The organism is Leptolyngbya sp. CCNP1308 (genome assembly GCF_034932455.1).
Classification (GTDB): Bacteria; Cyanobacteriota; Cyanobacteriia; order Phormidesmidales; family Phormidesmidaceae; genus Nodosilinea.
Genome location: NZ_JAYGIH010000001.1, coordinates 154,549 through 171,919 on the forward strand (window position 1 = coordinate 154,549; position 17,371 = coordinate 171,919).

The following is a 17,371-nucleotide window of genomic DNA, read 5'->3' on the forward strand; positions in this document are numbered from 1 at the left end:
GAGGGACTTAACGCTTACCTGAGCCCGACGGCGGTGATATCGCCGCAGCAAGATTTCGGGGGCTAGGCCAGACAAATATATAAATTACACTAGCAAACCCTGGCGATTTAATGGCGGCAGCATTGGGGCCACCTGCCGTAAACGGCTTTTTTGTGTAGAACTAGAGTTAGCCCAATTCGGCTCTGGGAATGAACGGACTCATTCGCAACCGAGGGATCCGGAGTTTGTAGCCACTTTATTCCGCTGGAATGGATTTATCTCTACTATTGGCGATCGCGTTCATCATTGCCCTCATCTTCTGGCTCAATCGCCGCCAGAGCCGACGTCGGCCCACCGCCTATCGCTCGCCGACCGCCACCGCCCCAAGTCGATCGGTGCGAAGCCACACCCAGCGGCAGCTCCTGCGCCTGGTGGGAGGGAATCAATCGGTGGCCGAGCGTCTAGTCGAGCAGGTGCAGCTGAACAACCCCAGCCAGAGCGAGCAGTGGTGCTGGGAAAAGGCGATCTATGATATTCAGCGCGATCGCCACAGTTCGTGAGCGATCGTTTCACGGCGCGGCCTATTCCACCGAGCTAGGCAACGTTTGGAAGGCGGGTTTAGGCAGTGTTGGATTAAGCTGCTCTCAAGTCATCCACGGTCAGAACAAACGATAGGGAGTCAGGGGGATGGTACACAGCATTGCGATCGGCAGTCTGACTCTGCCTGAGTTAGAAGAGACAAAACACCTAAAGCTGACCGATGACGCCGACTTCTTCCCAGAATGGCACCAAAATCTGCCTGCCCTCAACGACGAGGAAACGCGCTACTTAGACCAGGTGCAGCGGGAGTATTTTGATCAAACTCGCAGTGGCCAAATTTCTGAAGGACTGATCAAGTTAATTGTCCTATCGCCGTTGCTGCACCTGGCTGGGTTTTACCGCCGCCCCTTTGAAGTCAGGCTAGAGGACTCTGTCCAGGTTGAAGTAACAGAGGCTAACCAGGTATGGCGCGGCCGCATTGATGCCCTCGTGATCAAAGACTCGTTTTGGATTTTAGTGATTGAAGCTAAGAACTCAGCCTTGGGTATTGATACGGCCATTCCTCAAGCACTAGGTTACATGTTTGCCAACCCTCAAACCGATCGCTTTACCTATGGGTTGGTGACCAACGGCAGCAGTTTTGCCTTTCTCAAGTTAGCTCAAACTCCAGAACCTCGCTACGAGGTGTCTGATGTCATGCTGCTACTGCCGGGGCGCAATGTGCTGGGTCGGGTGTTACAGGTGATGAAGCGCCTAGGACAGCAGATTGCGGCTTAATTTCGGTGATTGTTCACGTAGTTAATTCGCGTGCCGGCCCAGTTGAGCTTGTTGCGCAGGGTGCCGTAGTAGGAGTGATCCTGCCGCAGAATGATGAACTGGGCCATGGCCTCAGCGCTGCGCACGTCCACCCGCTGCCCCGGCCAAATGGCAGTGCCCAGTACGCCGTCAGTCCACAGCTTGGTGGTGAGGTCGGGGTCGGCCAGGGGCCACACGCTGACCACCGAGCCCGGCGGCAGCACAATCGGGCGGCTCGACAGGCTGAGAGGGCAAATCGGCGTCACCACGATCGCATCCATGCCGGGGTGAATAATTGGCCCACCCGCCGCCACGGTGTAGCCGGTGGAGCCCGTGGGGGTGCTGATCAGCAGGCCATCCCCCTGGTACTGATCGACCACTTCGCCGTCGATCTCCATTTCGAGCATAGAGGTGATCATGCGATCGGGGGAGGCAGGCTTGATGGCCATTTCGTTGAGAGCCAGGTACACCTCGCTGAGGGGGTCGAGGTTAGTGCGGTGGCCTTCATAGATGCGGGCTTGCAGCATCATGCGGCGCTGCACGGCAAAGCGATCGCTCAGCAGCCGCTCCCACACCGCCTCAGTGTCGTCCATCTCCTCAGAGCTTTCGGTTAAAAACCCCAGGTGTCCGCCAATATTGACCGCCAAAATCGGGATATTCTCGGCGGCCAGATTGCGAGCCGCCGTCAGCGCCGTGCCGTCGCCGCCAAACACAATAGCAAGGCTAATGGGCTGGCTCACAGAGGCTAAGAAAACTGGGTAGGGGTTGTCTTTGGGGCCGCTAGGGCCACGCAATACTTTGCTGCCGAGGGCCTCAAGCTGTTTGGCGCACTTCTCGGCCCATTGCTGGCTCAGCCGATTGCCAGCCTTATGGACAATGATGACTTGCTCAAGTTGCACAACGAAATGCCGCGGGTTGAATAGTACAGAGCGAGAGAGCACACCGTCCCCCGTTCCCCTAGAGGGCAGCGATATCCCGGCGCTTTAAAACAATTGTAGAGGGAGCAATTGCTACCCCCTCTACAATCCAGACATTCTTATCGCTTTAGCAATCGGGCCTACCATTTCAGCAGGTTAAACTGCTCCATATCGACCGTGTCGCGGTTGCGGTAGATCGACAGCACAATGGCCAACCCCACCGCCGCCTCAGCCGCCGCAATGCTAATTACAAACACCGCAAACACCTGACCGTTGATGCCCACCGGGTCAAGGTAGTTTGAAAACGCCAGCAGGTTTAGGTTGACCGCATTCAGCATCAGCTCAATGGACATCAGCACCCGAATCACGTTGCGGCTGGTGACCAAACCGTAGATGCCAATACAGAAGAGGGCAGCGGCAGTCAGTAGAAAATACTCAAGTTGCATGGCTAGGGCAGAAACCGTTAGGAGTTATTTCACACAGTGCTGAGTCAATCGGTGGGCAGTGCCCACCCTACAGATATCATTCGAGCTAGCTATCGGTATCGGAAACTGACGAAACGGAGGACACTAGCTCACGGGGACGCTCCGGCAACTGCAAGGCTTCCGACTCAGCCTCCCCAGGGGCTACATCGGGAATAAACTCGCGCCGGGCCAGCACGATCGCCCCAATCAGCGCAATTAGCAGCAGCACCGAGGCCAGCTCAAAGGGCAGCAGATAGTCGGTAAAAAAGTGAATGCCAATGGCAACGGTAGCCATATCGCCGCTGGCCACTTCGCTAGAGAGTGCCCAGGGCGTATTCAGCGTGGCTGCGGCCAGCAGGGCAAACAGCCCCACGCAAACCCCTCCCGCAGCGGCTTTGCCGACCCAGGCTTGCTTCATGGGGGTAAAAGGCTGCTCCTTATTCACCAGCATGATTCCAAATAGAATCAGCACGCTGACGGCACCCACATACACCAGCACTTGAGCCGCCGCCACAAACCCGGCGTTGAGCAAGATATACAGACCCGACATGCTGGTAAACACGCCCCCCAGCAAAAACGCCGAGTAGACGATGTTGTCTAACAGCACGACCCCCAGGGCACCCCCCAGCGTCATTGCAACCAGTATGCCAAAGGCAACGAGTTGTACCCCTTCCGCTAGCGTCACAGTGTTGACTCCTGTAAAAATTGAGCGATCGCAAGCCGTGGTCTTAGCTTAGGCGAATGTACCACGGAACCCAAACGGGCGCATTATTCCTCAGCCTTGGCTTCGCTGGCCTTAGCTTCGCCTTCAGACGCTTTAGCCTCTTTTTGAGCCGCCTCCAAAATTTCCTGGGGCATCTGGCCCGCCCGCCGAGCATTGACCGGCAGATCGTGAGGATCCATCACGCCCTTGGGTAGGTAGGCCAGCTCCCGCAGGGGAGTGACCATCGAATCTTGGGTGACCTTGTAGGGCAGGCGACCTAGAGCGACGTTGTCGTAGTTCAGCTCGTGGCGATCGTAGGCCGCGAGCTCATACTCTTCAGTCATCGACAGACAGTTGGTGGGGCAATACTCCACGCAGTTGCCGCAAAAAATGCAGACCCCAAAGTCGATGCTGTAGTGCTTCAGGTCTTTTTTCTTAGTGGCCTTGTCAAATTCCCAATCGACCACGGGCAGGTTGATGGGGCACACCCGCACGCACACCTCGCAGGCAATACACTTGTCAAACTCAAAATGAATGCGCCCCCGATACCGCTCCGAAGGAATCAGCTTCTCGTAGGGATACTGCACGGTCACCGGGCGACGACTCATGTGGTCAAAGGTGACAGACAGCCCTTGGCCAATGTACTTGGCCGCCTGCAAGCTTTCTTTGGCGTAGTCGCCGACTTGTTTGAGAAAACCTAGCATAGGAAAGCCTCCGCAGTGGTACAGATGGTCGATGGGGGGAGTTGAGCGTTAAGCAAAGGTTGGTCGCCAAGGGCAGAGCTTACCTACAGGGTAAGGCAAGGCTCCTAGGCTAGCCACCAAAGGCCGCAGGAAAGGTGAGCTTAAGCGCAGCCGTCAGCAACAGGTTGACCAGCGAAACCGGCAGCAGAAACTTCCAGCCAAAGTCGAGCAGTTGGTCAATGCGAATGCGGGGCATCGTCCACCGCAGCAGCACCGCAATAAACACCAGGGCGTAGGCCTTAAACAGGGTCATCATGATGCCGAGGGAAGCGGTGATCACCTGGAGCCAGGGAGTGGTTTCGCTGACCCCAATCAAGCTGGCCAACCAGCTCACCGAAACTGGGGATTCCCAACCGCCCAGGTACAGAATCGAGACAATCAACGCCGACAGCACCAGGTTGACGTAGGAGCCCACGTAGAACAGGCCAAACTTCATGCCGGTGTACTCGGTCTGGTAGCCCGCCACCAGCTCTTCCTCCGCTTCGGGAAGGTCAAAGGGCAGACGTTCGCACTCCGCCAGAGCCGCAATCCAAAAAATCAGGAACCCGGCGGGCTGCCGCCAGATGTTCCAGCCCAAAATGCCGTAGCCCGACTGCTGATTGACGATGTCGATGGTGCTGAGGCTGTTGGACATTAGCACCACCGCCAGCACCGCCAGCGCCATGGGAATTTCGTAGCTGATCGACTGCGCCGCCGCCCGCAGACCCCCCAGCAGGGAATACTTATTGTTGGAGGAGTAGCCCGACATCAGCAGGCCGATGGGGGCAATGCTGGAGAGGGCAATCCACAGAAAGATGCCGACGCCGATGTCAGTAATCACCAGATTTTGGCCAAAGGGCACAATCAGGTACGACAGAAACACAGGGATCACGACGATCGCAGGCCCCAGCGTAAACAGAATCGGGTCGGCCTTGGCGGGGGTAATGTCTTCTTTAAAGATCAGCTTGATACCGTCGGCAGCGGCCTGAAGGGTGCCCAGAGGCCCAGCAAATTCAGGCCCAATTCGCTGCTGAGCGGCAGCAGAAATCTTGCGTTCTAGCCAGACCGTGACAAAAATGCTGACTGTAGCCCCGACCAGAATCACCACCATGGGCAGCGGCAGCCACAGCGCTTTGGCGGCTCCGGCGGGTATCCCCAAATCAACTAGGGCGCTGACGAAACTACCCTGTAGGTCAATTCCTTGGTTCATGGGCCAGTCCTTCGCAACGGTACAGTTAACTCTGGCAGAGAGAAAACACTTTAGATTCTACCGTCATCTTCCCCAATCCACCGAGCTGAGCGGGTGGGATTCATAGGAAGTTTTGCGGCAAGGGATTGAGGAGAGGGTGAGAAAGGTGCAACAGAATCTCCCCCATCCCCTCATCTGCCCTATCCCCTACAATCCTGACTACCTCCCCTTTCCGCCTGCCGCCGATGCCCTTAGTCCTCGCCTCCCTGGTTGCTCTACTGCCGATTCTGACGGTCTTCTTGCTGTTGGTAGTGGCGCGGCGACCGGCGAATCAGGCAATGCCGGGGGCGCTGGGGGTGACGGCCCTGGTGGCGGGGTTAGTGTGGCGGGTGCCGGTGAATTACATTGCGGCGTCGCTGGTGCAGGGGGCAGCGATCGCCGCCGAAATCCTCTTCATCGTGTTTGGGGCGATTCTGCTGCTGAATGTGCTGCAAGCTTCGGGGGCGATCGCCGTGATTCGCCAGAGCTTGCTGGCCCTATCGCCCGATCGCCGGGTGCAGATGATCGTGATTGCCTGGCTGTTTGGCAGCTTTATTGAAGGGGCCTCGGGCTTTGGCACCCCGGCAGTGATCTGTGTGCCGCTGCTGGTGGCGGTAGGGTTTCCGGCCCTGGCGGCGGTAATGGCAGCGCTCATTATTCAGAGCACGCCTTCGACCTTTGGGGCGGTGGGTACGCCGCTGCTGTTTGGCATGGATGCGGGGCTGGGCGGGGCGGCAGCGGTGGAGGCCGCCCTGACGGGGCAAAATTTGGAACTCCCGAGCTTTATTGCTGGGGTTGGTCGTCACGCGGCCATTCTCCACGCCATCATTGGCACGTTTATTCCGCTGCTGCTGGTGGCGATGATCACCCGCCTGTTTGGTGCCGGGGAGGCAAAGGCCGAAGGTCTGCGCTTGTGGAAGTTTGCTCTGGTGGCGGGGCTGGCGTTTACGGTGCCCTACGCGCTGACGGCGGTATTTTTGGGGCCAGAGTTTCCGTCGATGATGGGTGGTCTGGTAGGGCTGCTGGTGGTGGTGGCCATCATTCGCAAAGGCTGGCTACAGCCTGAGCAACCCTGGGATTTTCCGCCGGAGGAGACTTGGCCCGAGGCGTGGTCGGGGAGTCTAGCGCCCACCCTGGCGACGCCCCCCGCAGGGATGACGGTGATGAAGGCGTGGCTGCCCTACCTGCTGCTGGGGGTGCTGCTGGTGCTGTCGCGGCTGTCGCAGCTGCCCCTCAAGAGCTGGCTCCAGGGCATGCGAGCCTCGTGGACAGGAATCTTTGGCACGACCGTTGCAGCGGCCTCAACGCCCTTTTATCTGCCCGCCACCATGTTTTTGCTGGTGGTGGCCATTACCTATGTCTTGCACCAGATGAAGCCGAGGGATTTGGGGCGGGCGGTGGGGCGATCGCTCCCCGTTCTGCAAAAAACGGCCCTCGCCCTCGGTGCCGCCGTGTTGATGGCGCGGGTCTTTATCAACTCAGATGTCAATGGTGCCGGGTTGCCCAGCATGCCTCTGGCTTTGGCAGAGGGCATGGCCGCGATCGCGGGAAGCACCTGGCCGCTGTTTGCCGCTGGGGTGGGGCTAATCGGCTCGTTTGTGGCGGGTAGCGTCACGGTCAGCAATATGATGTTTTCGCTGTTTCAGTTTGGGGTGGCCGAAAAGATTGGCGCACCCTCGCCGCTGATTTTGGCCCTGCAAACGGTGGGGGCTTCGGCGGGGAACGTGATCTGCGTGTCGAACGTGGTGGCAGCGGCGGCGACGGTGGGGCTGCTGGGCCGAGAGGGCCTGCTCATGCGCCAGCTCTTGCCAGTTGTGGCCTATTATCTGGGGCTGGCGGGGCTGATAGGTATTGTGTGGGCAGCGGGATTTTAGATTTTGGTCGGCCATGCCAAATTCGCATCACATAACCCCGATTCCCAAACGGCCAAACCGTAAGGGCAAATCGCATTTGCCCTTCTGAATCAGGGGCAACCAAGAAGGATTTAGGATTATTTGCTGCTCGAAGGTTGGGGAGTGCGGCTTAGAGTCTTGGGTCCGTCTGGGCAGGCTAGCCACGGTCGCTTGAACAAGCTCAGCCAAAGTGAGCCAGCCCTAATCCAAAACCCAAAATCTAAAATTGCCCCGCCCCATCCCAGTCTCAAACCCAAAACTCCGCCCAAACAAAAGCCCCCCAGCGCAAGCGCCAGAGGGGCAGGAGTTCCTGAAAATCGTCACTAGATCAATAATCTGCGCAGGGGAGAAGAGTGCCCAGGGGGGTCTGACCCATCAGGCGGCCTATCAGGAGGGTAGCGATACCGAAAAACCCTGTTTATCCCAAATGTGGGGGCGATTGGCCAGGTCAACATAGGTCTGGCTGTGGGGGCCGGTGTAGATCTGAGTGGGGCGGAAGATGCGGTTTTCGCCGAGCTGCTCTTTCCAGTGGGCCAGCCAGCCAGCCACCCGGGCGATCGCAAAGATCGGCGTAAACAGATCGGTGGGAATGCCCAGCTTGCGGTAGACCAGCCCCGAGTAGAAGTCAACGTTGGGGTAAATGCCCTTAGCGCCCAGCTTTTCGGAGACGGCCTGCTCCATCTCCAGGGCGATCGCGTAGTACTCGTCTTGGCCAAACTTGGCAAATAGCTGCTCGGCCAGCCCCTGCAAGATGGTGGCGCGGGGGTCTTTGACTTTATAGACTCGGTGGCCAAAGCCCATGATCTTAGACTTTTCGGCAATGCAGCGCTCCACGTAGGGGCGCACGTTTTCAACCGAGCCAATCTGCTCCAGCATGTCGATCACCTCTTCGTTGGCCCCGCCGTGGAGCGGCCCCGCCAGGGTGCCCACCGCCGAGGCCACCACCGCGTAGGGGTCGGTGAGGGTCGAGGCCGTCACCATGGCCGAAAAGGTCGAGGCGTTGATGGTGTGCTCGGCGTGGAGGGTGAGGCAAATATCAAAGATCCGCGCTGCCAGGGGGTCGGGCTCGCGCTCGTTGAGCATGTAGAGAAAGTTGGCGGAATAGTTGAGGTCATCCCTGGGCTGCACCGGGTCGTTGCCCTTGCGCATCAGCTGAAACGCCGCCACCATGGTAGGAATTTTGGCCAACAGCCGCACCACGGCCTGCTGGATGTAGACCGGATTATCCAGTGCCCGGCGCGAGTAGAACAGGCCCAGGGCCGCGGCACAGGCTTGTAGGGCATCCATGGGGTGGCCGCTCTCGGGAAAGCACTTCATCATGTCGCGGATGCGGTACTTGAGGCGGCGGTGGTAGCGAATTTCGTGCTCAAAGGCATCTAGCTCCGGCTTGGACGGCAGCCCGCCCCAGATCAGCAGGTAGGCCGTTTCGAGAAAGGTACCGCGCTGGGCCAACTCTTCGATGGGAATACCGCGATATTCAAGGATTCCCGCCTGGCCATCCACAAAGCTGATGCTCGACTGGGTGGCCGGTACACCCTCTAAACCGGGCCTGTACTCACATACGGTCATGTAGTTGTTACTCCCATTCGCTGACCTATGATTCCAAGGGGCATGAGCGCCCGCCGTCATCAACGCTACCAAATCATCTGATCAACCTTAGCGCCGCTGTCAACCCAGTGGGGTAGCGGTGGCGGTGCGATCGCCTAGAGTAGTTGAGTCCTCAATTTCTCAGACTAACTCCCCATGACCACCCTTTCTGTGACCGTGCCCGATATGGCCTGCGGGGCCTGCGTTACCACCATTACCCAGGCCGTGCAGGCCGTTGATCCCAGCGCCGAGGTTAAAACCGACCTGGGGTCGAAGGCAGTAGACATTACCGCCAGCGTGACCGCCGAGGCGCTTACTGAAGCGATTCAGAAAGCAGGCTATACGGTGGCATAGGCGCGGCAACCTCGACCACTCGCCCTGTCGCCGCCGATCGCTGGGCAGCGGTTGCCACCTGCAAGGTATACAGACTGGCCTCGGGCGAACAGTACAACGCCTGCCCTGTCAGCAGGTGCTCGATCACCTGCGCAGTATCTGCGGCAAATAGTCCCCGACGCGAGCCGACCTCTAAAGCGCGAGTGCCCTGAGCGTCGGTCAGCGTACCCTGATCGCCGTCCAGGCAAAGGGATCCATCACTGCCGATCACTTCCAGCCGCCGCGTCGCCTGCCACAGGGCATCGCCTTTACCGTAAGTCACCTCAGCAATCAGCCCCGAGGCAAAGGTGAGCTGGGCGGTGCAGAGGCAGGTGCGGTAGCAGGTCATGCCCTCCGGGCCGGGGGTACTGCCGCCGTAGTGGTTTTGGCAGTAGACCCGCGCTACCGGCCCGAAGCAGTCAATCAACCGATGCAGGCGCGACAGCGCCCCCACCAACGGAAAGCCAAACAGCTCAGGGCAGTAAGTCCAGGTGGCAGGTGCAGGGCGGCGAGGGGCCAGGGTGCAGTAGCGGGCGTAGAAGGGCTGGCCGATCGCCCCCAAATTATTTTTCGCTGCCAAGTGGGTACCCCCCAGCAGCTCGATGTGCTCGATGTGCAGCAGACGCTGCTTAGACTGAGCCAGAGTAAGCAAAGGCTGAGCCAAATCGGCACTCAGCGCCAGGGGATATTCCACCACCACATGGTGGTTGGCCCCTAGGGCAGCGGCGGCGACGGTGCTGTGGTCGCGGTTGATGTGGCAGACCACGATCAGATCTAGGTCAGTGCGATCGATCAGGGCTTTCCAATCGTCCACAGCAACGGCGCTGTACTGCGCAGCAAAGGCCTGGGTATCGGCGGTGTTGTGGCCAGCCACGGCGACTAGGGAGGCGCGATCGCTCCCCCCCAGCGCCTCCGCCCGCAGCCGCGCTACAAAGCCCGTGCCGATCATACCGACCCGCACGCGATCGCCTTTGATCCTGGGGGTTGCCATCACCCAATCCTCAGTATCGCCACCGCCATAGTACGTTTTTCTCCAGCGGGGGGATGGTGCTGCAACGGGTTCTCTGAAATGCTGAAGGCAGTATTAGCACGGCCCTATGCCCCCCTTTGTGCCCCCCTGGTTTTTGCAAAATGGCCTGGCCATGACCCTCTACACCGCTCTGGTGTCGAGCCAAACCTGGCCCCAGAGCATTGACCTGCCGCCCGTCGCCTACCAAGACCAGATTTTCAAAGGTCAGGGAAATGTGCCCATTTTTGGCCGCTGGGCGGTGCCCAACCGGTCAAAGGGCACGATTGTCGCTACCTACGGCATCACCGGCAGCCTCAATGACCAGTGGCAGCTCGAAATTTTGGCTCGCAAAGCCCACCATCGGGGCTACGGCCTGGTGGTGTTTGACTGGCGCGCCCACGGCAAAACCGCCGAACTTTCGCCCACCCTCACCTCCGATGGCATCTACGAGGGGGATGACTACGTGGCCCTCGCAGCCCAGGCCAAGACCCTGGGCTGTGTGCCGCCCTTTTGGTTTATGGGCTATTCCCTCAGTGGGCAGTTGGCGCTGTGGGGGGCTAAGGCGGCTATGCAGCTTCCAGCCGAGAGCGGTTTAGCGCCGGGAGACATTGCCGGAGTAGTGGTGGTGTGCCCCAGCCTCGACTCCAACCGATCGCTGCGGTATCTGACATCGCACCCCTTGGGCAAGTATTTAGAGCGGGCGATCGCCCGAGAACTCAAGCGCCTGGCCCAGCGCCTAGCCCAGGCCCACCCCAACCACTTTGACCCCGCTGCGATCGATCGCGCCAACAGTATTTGGGGTTTTGACCACGAATTGGTGATTTCTCGCCTAGGGTTTGCCTCGGTCGAAGACTACTACAACGCCAGCAGCCCGCTGCCCTTTATGGCCGAGCTGACGATACCGACGCTGATTCTCTACGCCGCCGATGACCCGCTGTTTAGCCCAGCGATCATCCCCGACCTGAAGCAGGTTTGTGCGGCCAACCCCAAGATCGACCTGGTGCTGACCGACTCTGGCGGCCACGTAGGCTATTGCAACAGCAGCGCCGGTCAACGCCAAGCCGGGGATAGCGACCCCTGGTGGGCGTGGAACCGAGCGCTGGATTGGGTGGAGAAGGTTGGCGGGTAAAGGGTTCCAGTAGGGGTATGACATGCCATATCCCTGTCGGAAAATCCCTCTAGAACAACCGCAGAATCAGCGGATAGCGGAACACCGTATCGGGCTTGGTGATGCTGTGAAAGATGCCGAAGATCGGCATGATGAAGTTCACAATCCCCAGCACAAACAGCATGGGAATACCGATTAGCAGCCAGGCCAAAATGCCTGCGACAGTCCACCAAAACCACATATTCAGGTGAAAGTTGATCGCTTCTTTAGCGCTTTCTTTAATGACTGAATCTTTGGAAACCAGCAGAATGGCGATAGGAACGCCGATGGACAAGATCAGAGCATTAAAGAAGATCGAGCCGTGGCTAACGGCTGAGAGAATTTTGCGGGTGCCAGCGTCTTCAGTGGATTGCATGGAAAGTCTCCTGAGTTGATAGGGATAGGTGAAAAGGGTGAATGGGTGAGCGTCAATCGGTCTGCTCGCGGAGTTCGGCGGTTTTGACCTGCACAGTCAGGGGGCGATCGCCCCGCTGAATTTTCAGCTCCAGGCTGTTGCCGATTTTGGTATTTTCGACCTGAATTTGCAGCCCGTCGGCGCTGCGAATGGGGGTACCGTCAACCGCCATAATCACGTCGCCCCGGCGCAGGCCCGCATCGGCAGCGGGGGTGCCTTCGAGCACGCGGATGACGAGCACGCCATCGACTTCGGGGAGATACATACCCGAGTTGATGTCTTCGTTGTTGCGCTTGGCCTGCTCAGGGGTGAGGTTGGCGATCTGCACGCCGATGTAGGGGTGGGCGACGGTTTCGCCCCGGGCCAGCATGTCTTTGACCTCCTTAGCCTTGTTGATGGGGATGGCAAAGCCAATGCCCATGGCGTCGGCGCGAATGGCGGTGTTGATGCCGATCACCTCGCCCCGCTGGTTGACCAGCGGCCCGCCCGAGTTGCCGGGGTTAATGGCAGCATCGGTCTGAATAAACTCCAGCCGCTTGCCGGGGATGCCCACGGAGCTGCTGGTGCGCTTCAGGGTGCTGACAATGCCCAGGGTGACGGTATTGTCGAGGCCGAGGGGGTTGCCCACGGCGATCGCCCAGTCGCCCACTTCGATCTGGTCTGAGTCGCCCAGGGTGGCGATGGGCAGCACGTCGTCTTCGCCATCGTCGATTTTGACTACGGCCAAGTCGGTGACCTCGTCTACCCCTTCTACTACGGCATCAAAGCTGCGGCCATCTTTGAGAGTGACCACCACCCGGTCGGCCCCGTTGATTACATGGGCGTTGGTCAAGATATTGCCGGTGTCATCAATAATGAACCCCGACCCCTGACCCCTGAGCAGTTCTTCCTGGGGCTGGCGCGGCATACCGCCAAAGAAATCCCGCAAAAAAGGATCCTCGTAGAGGGGATCTCTGGTCTGGCGAGTAATGGTTTTCTCAGTGTCGATGCGAACCACCGCCGGGCCGACCTGGCGCACGGCGGCGGCCACAAAGCTTTCGCTGCCAATGGCGGCGGCGGCCGGGGTTTGGGCATAGGCGGGGGATGCGATCGCCCCCGTCCACATCATCGCTGCGGCGGCGATCGTCGCCAGCAGCCGCTTCAGGGGTATCCAGAGTCCTTTCAAGGGAGCAAGCCTCATAAACGCAATGTCCGGGCGCAACAGCAGGGGGTAGTATCCCGTCAATTATTCAAAATTGTTTCACACTAGCCCCTTCAGCGGGGGAGGGGGATACCGAACTTTGAGGTGGGCTGGGCCGAAGGCTAGGGTTTGAAGCATCATAGAAGGAAGCGACCGATCCATGGGGGCGTCATGAGTACAGCTGAGACCATCTACGAGCTGGTAAAAACCTTGCCTGAAGAAAAAGCCAACCTGGTGCTGGTTTTCACCCAGTTTGTTCAACAACGTGAATCGTCCCCCCAAGACTCTTTGCTGGGAGCAGATCGACCGAATTGGTCAGATCTTGTAGCTGAGCTGTCTGGCACTTGGCCTGATTTCCCCACGGCAGAAGAATTAAGAGAAAATCTTCCCTTGGATTTGGTGCGGGAAACGCCTTGATGTACGTTCTTGATACGAACACAGTCATCTACTATTTCAAAGGCATGGGGCAGGTGGCAAGCAATATTGCCAATGTTTCGCCTGACGAAATAGCTGTTCCAACCATTGTTTTATTTGAGCTGTACGTTGGCATGGCCAAATCGGCCAATGCTGATCGGCGGCGGCAACAGCTAACAACGTTTTTGAGCTACGTCACCATGCTGCCATTTACTCAGGCAACGGCAGAAACAGCCGCTACCATTCGGGCGAAGCTGGAGTCCCAAGGCCAGCCCATTGGTCCTATGGACTGCTTGATCGCAGGCACAGCCTTGGCCCAAAAAGCAACACTTGTGACTCACAACACCCGTGAATTTTCTAGGGTAGAAGGGATTCTTCTAACGGATTGGTATTAGAGACAAGATTCCGATCAGGCTGTTGCAAATGTTAAAAATCTGTCTCCGGGATGGGGCAGGGTGTAGCGTAGTTTGCTACGCTTTTGGCGCTGCAAACCCGACAGATATAATGACTGCTAACTACATTATGGCCCTCGATCTGGGCACCACCGGCAATCGCGCGATTATTTTTGACCGGGAGGGTGCGATCGCAGGCCAGGCCTACCGCGAACTCACCCAGTACTACCCGCAGCCGGGCTGGGTCGAGCACAACGCCCGAGAAATTTGGGAAGAAATCGAGTGGGCCATGGGATCGGCCATTTCTAAGGCGGGGCTGAAACCCACCGATATCGCCGCCATTGGTCTGACCGTGCAGCGCGAAACCTGTCTACTGTGGGACAGCAGCACTGGGCGACCCCTCTCTAACGCCATTGTCTGGCAAGATCGCCGCACCGCCCCCCTGTGCAACCAGCTGCGCGAAGCGGGCAAAGCCGAGGAAATCTACGATCGCACCGGCCTAGTGCTCGACGCCTACTTTTCGGCCACTAAGCTGGCCTGGCTGCTAGAGCAGGCCAAAAAAGATATGGATCCTCCTGTGGATTTTGACCAGGTGCTGGCGGGCACCGTCGATAGCTGGGTGCTGTGGAACCTGACCGGGCGGCAGGTGCATGCCACCGACCACAGCAACGCTAGCCGCACCATGCTGCTCAACATCGCCAGCGGCCAGTGGGATGACAGCCTGCTGGAGCTATTTGACATTCCGCCCCACATGATGCCTGCGATCAAGCCCAGCGTTGGAGTGTTTGGTCACACCGATCCCGCCATTTTGGGGGCTGAGATCCCCATTGCGGCCATTTTTGGCGATCAGCAGGCGGCCCTCTACGGTCACGGCTGCGATCGCCCCGGCCTGCTCAAATGCACCTACGGCACTGGCGCATTTCTGGTATCGCACACCGGCGATGACGTGGTGCGATCGCAGAACCACCTGCTCTCCACCGTGGCCTGGTCAGAGGCCACAGACGATGCTAAAAACCCGCACATTGGCTATGCGATCGAGGGCAGCATGTTCACCGCCGGGGCCTGCATTCAGTGGCTGCGCGACGGGTTGCAGGTGATCTCCAGCGCCGCCGAAACCGAAATTTTGGCCCAAAAAGCGGTCAACAACAACGGCGTCTACTTCGTGCCCGCCCTCAGCGGCCTCGGTGCCCCCCACTGGGATATGAGCGCTCGCGGCGCCTTCTTTGGCCTTACCGGGGGTGCCCAGCGCGAGCACCTGGTGCGGGCGGTGCTAGAGGCGATCGCTTACGAAGTCAAAGAAGTGGTCGATGCCGTCAACCAGGATGCCGGTACCCCCATTCGCCAGCTCAAGGTGGATGGCGGAGCCTGCAACAACGACTTTCTCATGCAGTTCCAGGCCGACGTGCTGGGCATTCCCGTTGAGCGGCCCCAGGTGCTCGATGTCACTGCCCAGGGGGCCGCCTTTGCGGCGGGCCTGGCCGTGGGCTTTTGGAACGACTACCGCGCCCTAGTCGAGAGCCGCCCCATCGATCGCGTGTTTGAGCCGGGGGACGGACAGACCGAAGCTCAAGAAAATTTCTCGATGTGGATGCGGGCGGTCGAGCGGGCTAAGGGCTGGGTGGTTTAAGGGTATTGCTTAGGGGTATTGCTCAACCGGCTACTCTTGCTACTCTAAGGAAATGCTTCCACCATTGCGGATCCGCCATGCCCGACTATGCCCCCGACGCCACCCCGGCCCCCTCAGCAGCTTCCCCTGGGTTGAGTACGCCTACAGTGTCGTCCTCTCTCCCCTCAGAAGAGGAGATGTGGGCCATTGTTGACCATCACCTGATCCGCTACGGGGGCGACTTTACCCCCCGACTGATCGAGCGGGCGCGGGGCAGCTACCTCTACGATCGCCAGGGCCGCAAGATTCTCGACTTTACCTCCGGGCAGATGTGCGCCACCCTGGGCCACAACCATCCCGATGTAGTGCAGGCCATCCACAAGGCCTGTGAAGACGTGCTGCACCTGTTTAGCGGCATGCTGTCTCCGGCGGTGGTAGACCTGGCCGATGCACTCTGTCAGCTGCTGCCGCCCACCCTGCAAAAGGCCCTATTTCTCAACACCGGCAGCGAGGCCAACGAAGCCGCCCTGCGCATGGCCAAGCTGCACACCGGTGGCTTTGAAGTCGTCGGGCTCAGCGCCTCGTGGCACGGTATGACCGCCGGGGCCAGCGCCAGCACCTTTGTATCGGCCCGCAAGGGTTACGGCCCCACTATTCCAGGCAACCTGGCGCTGCCCACGCCCAACTGCTACCGCTGCCCCATTCGCCACTGCCAAGATCAGTGCGACATGACCTGCCTAGAGGTGGGGTTTGATCTAGTCGATAGCCAGTCGGTGGGGGCCTACGCCGCCGTAATCGCCGAACCCGTGCTCAGCTCTGGAGGGGTAATCGTGCCCCCTGAGGGCTACTTTCAACGGTTGCAGACCTACTGCCAGGAGCGTGGCATGGTGCTGATCTTAGATGAGGCGCAAACCGCCTTTGGTCGTTTGGGCAGCTTCTTTGCCTTTGAACAGCTGGGCATGGTGCCCGATATTCTGTCGCTGTCGAAGACTCTGGGGGGTGGCCTACCCCTGGCCGCGACCGTCACCAGCGCGGCGATCGAAGCCGACTGCTACGAAAAAGGCTTTATTTTCTACACCTCCCATGTGTCTGACCCGATGCCAGCGGCGGTGGGGCTGGCGGTGCTGCGGGTGTTGACCAGCCAAAACCTAGGGTCGCGGGCGGCAACCATGGGAGCCTACTTGAAGGATGGCCTGCTCAAGCTGAAGGATCGCTACGAGGCGATCGGCGATGTCCGTGGTCACGGGCTGCTGCTGGGGGTAGAGCTGGTGAAAGATCGAGCCACCCGCGAACCCGACCCGGAAACCGGGGCCGCCATTACCCGCCGCTGCCTAGAACTGGGGCTGAGCATGAACATTACCGCCCTGCCGGGCATGGGCGCAGTGTGGCGTATCGCTCCGCCGTTGACTGTGACCTACGCAGAGCTAGACGAAGGGCTCGCAATTTTGGAACAGGCAATCGGCGATTGTATCTAACGGCTTGTCCATCACGGGCGTAGCTTAAACTGTGAATAGTTCTTTTAAGCCTTGGTGCTATGCCCAAGACTCCGCTGCCAACCTCACTGCGTCAGCTCTACAACGAGGATTTCGTCTGTTGGGTCGAGGCTACTGTCGCCTGTCTCAGAGAAAAAGACACTGAGCAGCTCGACTGGGAGGGGCTGATTGAGGAGATTGAAGATTTGGGCAAATCGGCCAAGCGAGAGTTAGAAAGCCGTCTGAGTGTTTTGCTTGTCCATCTGCTAAAGCGTTGCTATGTGAACCTCCCGGACAACTACCGGGGCTGGCAGTTGACTGTTGTAGAGCAGCGCAACGCTCTCAAGCGGCTGCTCAAGCAATCTCCCAGCCTCAAAACCTACTTTCAAGAGGTGCTTGGTGAGGTGTATCAAGATGCCCTGACGGAAGCGATCGCTGCCTATCCCGCCAGCGAATTTCCCGCTGCATATCCTTTTAGCAACGAGTTACCAGCACTGCTGACAGAGGAATTTTGGCATTAACCACCCGGACATCCCT

The 17,371-nt window shown here is 58.9% G+C and carries 19 protein-coding genes; 10 read left to right on the forward strand and 9 right to left on the reverse strand.

Annotation, left to right across the window (positions count from 1 at the left end; all coding sequences use genetic code 11):
* Positions 1–248: 248 nt before the first annotated feature.
* Positions 249–539, forward strand: a complete 291-nt coding sequence (locus tag VB780_RS00660) for a hypothetical protein (RefSeq protein ID WP_323349208.1) — start codon at positions 249–251, stop codon at positions 537–539.
* A gap of 127 nt (positions 540–666) precedes the next feature.
* Complete coding sequence (locus VB780_RS00665; RefSeq protein ID WP_323349209.1) at positions 667–1,296, forward strand: restriction endonuclease subunit R; 630 nt, start codon at positions 667–669, stop codon at positions 1,294–1,296.
* On the opposite strand, the gene VB780_RS00670 is transcribed toward VB780_RS00665, so the two are convergent.
* The 5 genes from VB780_RS00670 to nuoH all read right to left on the reverse strand — a co-directional run bounded on the left by VB780_RS00670 (position 1,293) and on the right by nuoH (position 5,330).
* Entirely contained in the window at positions 1,293–2,213 is a 921-nt protein-coding gene (locus VB780_RS00670; RefSeq protein WP_323349210.1) for an NAD(+) kinase, read from the reverse strand. The two genes, VB780_RS00665 and VB780_RS00670, sit on opposite strands and share 4 nt — an antisense overlap.
* A 158-nt stretch (positions 2,214–2,371) precedes the next feature.
* A complete protein-coding gene (nuoK, locus tag VB780_RS00675; protein ID WP_323349211.1) occupies positions 2,372–2,677 on the reverse strand; it encodes an NADH-quinone oxidoreductase subunit NuoK in 306 nt (101 codons plus the stop codon).
* Positions 2,678–2,762: 85 nt separating this feature from the next.
* The gene (locus tag VB780_RS00680) at positions 2,763–3,380 is read right to left on the reverse strand and encodes an NADH-quinone oxidoreductase subunit J (RefSeq protein ID WP_323349212.1); all 618 of its coding nucleotides are present in this window, start codon (positions 3,378–3,380) and stop codon (positions 2,763–2,765) included.
* 83 nt (positions 3,381–3,463) lie between these two features.
* The gene (gene ndhI, locus VB780_RS00685; RefSeq protein WP_323349213.1) at positions 3,464–4,102 is read right to left on the reverse strand and encodes an NAD(P)H-quinone oxidoreductase subunit I; all 639 of its coding nucleotides are present in this window, start codon (positions 4,100–4,102) and stop codon (positions 3,464–3,466) included.
* Positions 4,103–4,211: 109 nt separating this feature from the next.
* Positions 4,212–5,330 carry an NADH-quinone oxidoreductase subunit NuoH gene (nuoH, locus tag VB780_RS00690; RefSeq protein ID WP_323349214.1) on the reverse strand — a complete coding sequence of 373 codons (1,119 nt, stop codon included), beginning with the start codon at positions 5,328–5,330 and terminating at the stop codon, positions 4,212–4,214.
* A 224-nt stretch (positions 5,331–5,554) separates the two neighbouring features.
* On the opposite strand from nuoH, the gene VB780_RS00695 reads away from it, so the two are divergent.
* Positions 5,555–7,222, forward strand: a complete 1,668-nt coding sequence (locus tag VB780_RS00695) for an L-lactate permease (RefSeq protein WP_323349215.1) — start codon at positions 5,555–5,557, stop codon at positions 7,220–7,222.
* Between the two features lie 405 nt (positions 7,223–7,627).
* Here VB780_RS00695 and VB780_RS00700 read toward each other — a convergent pair whose 3' ends face one another.
* Positions 7,628–8,809, reverse strand: coding sequence for a citrate synthase (locus VB780_RS00700; RefSeq protein WP_323349216.1), 1,182 nt, complete (start codon positions 8,807–8,809; stop codon positions 7,628–7,630).
* A gap of 174 nt (positions 8,810–8,983) precedes the next feature.
* Between VB780_RS00700 and VB780_RS00705 the strand changes: the two genes are divergently transcribed.
* Positions 8,984–9,181: a heavy-metal-associated domain-containing protein gene (locus VB780_RS00705; protein WP_323349217.1), complete on the forward strand. Its 198-nt coding sequence runs from the start codon at positions 8,984–8,986 to the stop codon at positions 9,179–9,181.
* On the opposite strand, the gene VB780_RS00710 is transcribed toward VB780_RS00705, so the two are convergent.
* A complete protein-coding gene (locus VB780_RS00710) occupies positions 9,141–10,190 on the reverse strand; it encodes a Gfo/Idh/MocA family oxidoreductase (RefSeq protein WP_323349218.1) in 1,050 nt (349 codons plus the stop codon). The two genes, VB780_RS00705 and VB780_RS00710, sit on opposite strands and share 41 nt — an antisense overlap.
* 106 nt (positions 10,191–10,296) lie before the next feature.
* On the opposite strand from VB780_RS00710, the gene VB780_RS00715 reads away from it, so the two are divergent.
* A complete protein-coding gene (locus VB780_RS00715; protein WP_323349219.1) occupies positions 10,297–11,337 on the forward strand; it encodes a YheT family hydrolase in 1,041 nt (346 codons plus the stop codon).
* Positions 11,338–11,386: 49 nt separating this feature from the next.
* On the opposite strand, the gene VB780_RS00720 is transcribed toward VB780_RS00715, so the two are convergent.
* Together VB780_RS00720 and VB780_RS00725 are read right to left on the reverse strand one after the other, a co-directional pair.
* Positions 11,387–11,731 carry a DUF4870 domain-containing protein gene (locus tag VB780_RS00720; RefSeq protein WP_323349220.1) on the reverse strand — a complete coding sequence of 115 codons (345 nt, stop codon included), beginning with the start codon at positions 11,729–11,731 and terminating at the stop codon, positions 11,387–11,389.
* 52 nt (positions 11,732–11,783) lie between these two features.
* Positions 11,784–12,935, reverse strand: coding sequence for an HhoA/HhoB/HtrA family serine endopeptidase (locus VB780_RS00725; protein WP_323349221.1), 1,152 nt, complete (start codon positions 12,933–12,935; stop codon positions 11,784–11,786).
* 186 nt (positions 12,936–13,121) lie between these two features.
* Here VB780_RS00725 and VB780_RS00730 point away from each other — a divergent pair, with 186 nt between their 5' ends.
* From VB780_RS00730 to VB780_RS00750, 5 genes are all read left to right on the forward strand, one after another.
* Complete coding sequence (locus VB780_RS00730) at positions 13,122–13,367, forward strand: DUF2281 domain-containing protein (protein ID WP_323349222.1); 246 nt, start codon at positions 13,122–13,124, stop codon at positions 13,365–13,367.
* Positions 13,367–13,759, forward strand: a complete 393-nt coding sequence (locus tag VB780_RS00735) for a type II toxin-antitoxin system VapC family toxin (RefSeq protein WP_323349223.1) — start codon at positions 13,367–13,369, stop codon at positions 13,757–13,759. The genes VB780_RS00730 and VB780_RS00735 overlap by 1 nt, the downstream gene beginning before the upstream one ends.
* A gap of 109 nt (positions 13,760–13,868) precedes the next feature.
* Positions 13,869–15,383: a glycerol kinase GlpK gene (gene glpK / locus VB780_RS00740; protein WP_323349224.1), complete on the forward strand. Its 1,515-nt coding sequence runs from the start codon at positions 13,869–13,871 to the stop codon at positions 15,381–15,383.
* 77 nt (positions 15,384–15,460) lie between these two features.
* On the forward strand, positions 15,461–16,837 hold the full coding sequence (locus VB780_RS00745; RefSeq protein ID WP_323349225.1) for an aspartate aminotransferase family protein: 1,377 nt from the start codon (positions 15,461–15,463) through the stop codon (positions 16,835–16,837).
* 59 nt (positions 16,838–16,896) lie between these two features.
* On the forward strand, positions 16,897–17,355 hold the full coding sequence (locus VB780_RS00750; protein WP_323349226.1) for a DUF29 domain-containing protein: 459 nt from the start codon (positions 16,897–16,899) through the stop codon (positions 17,353–17,355).
* Positions 17,356–17,371: the final 16 nt, after the last annotated feature.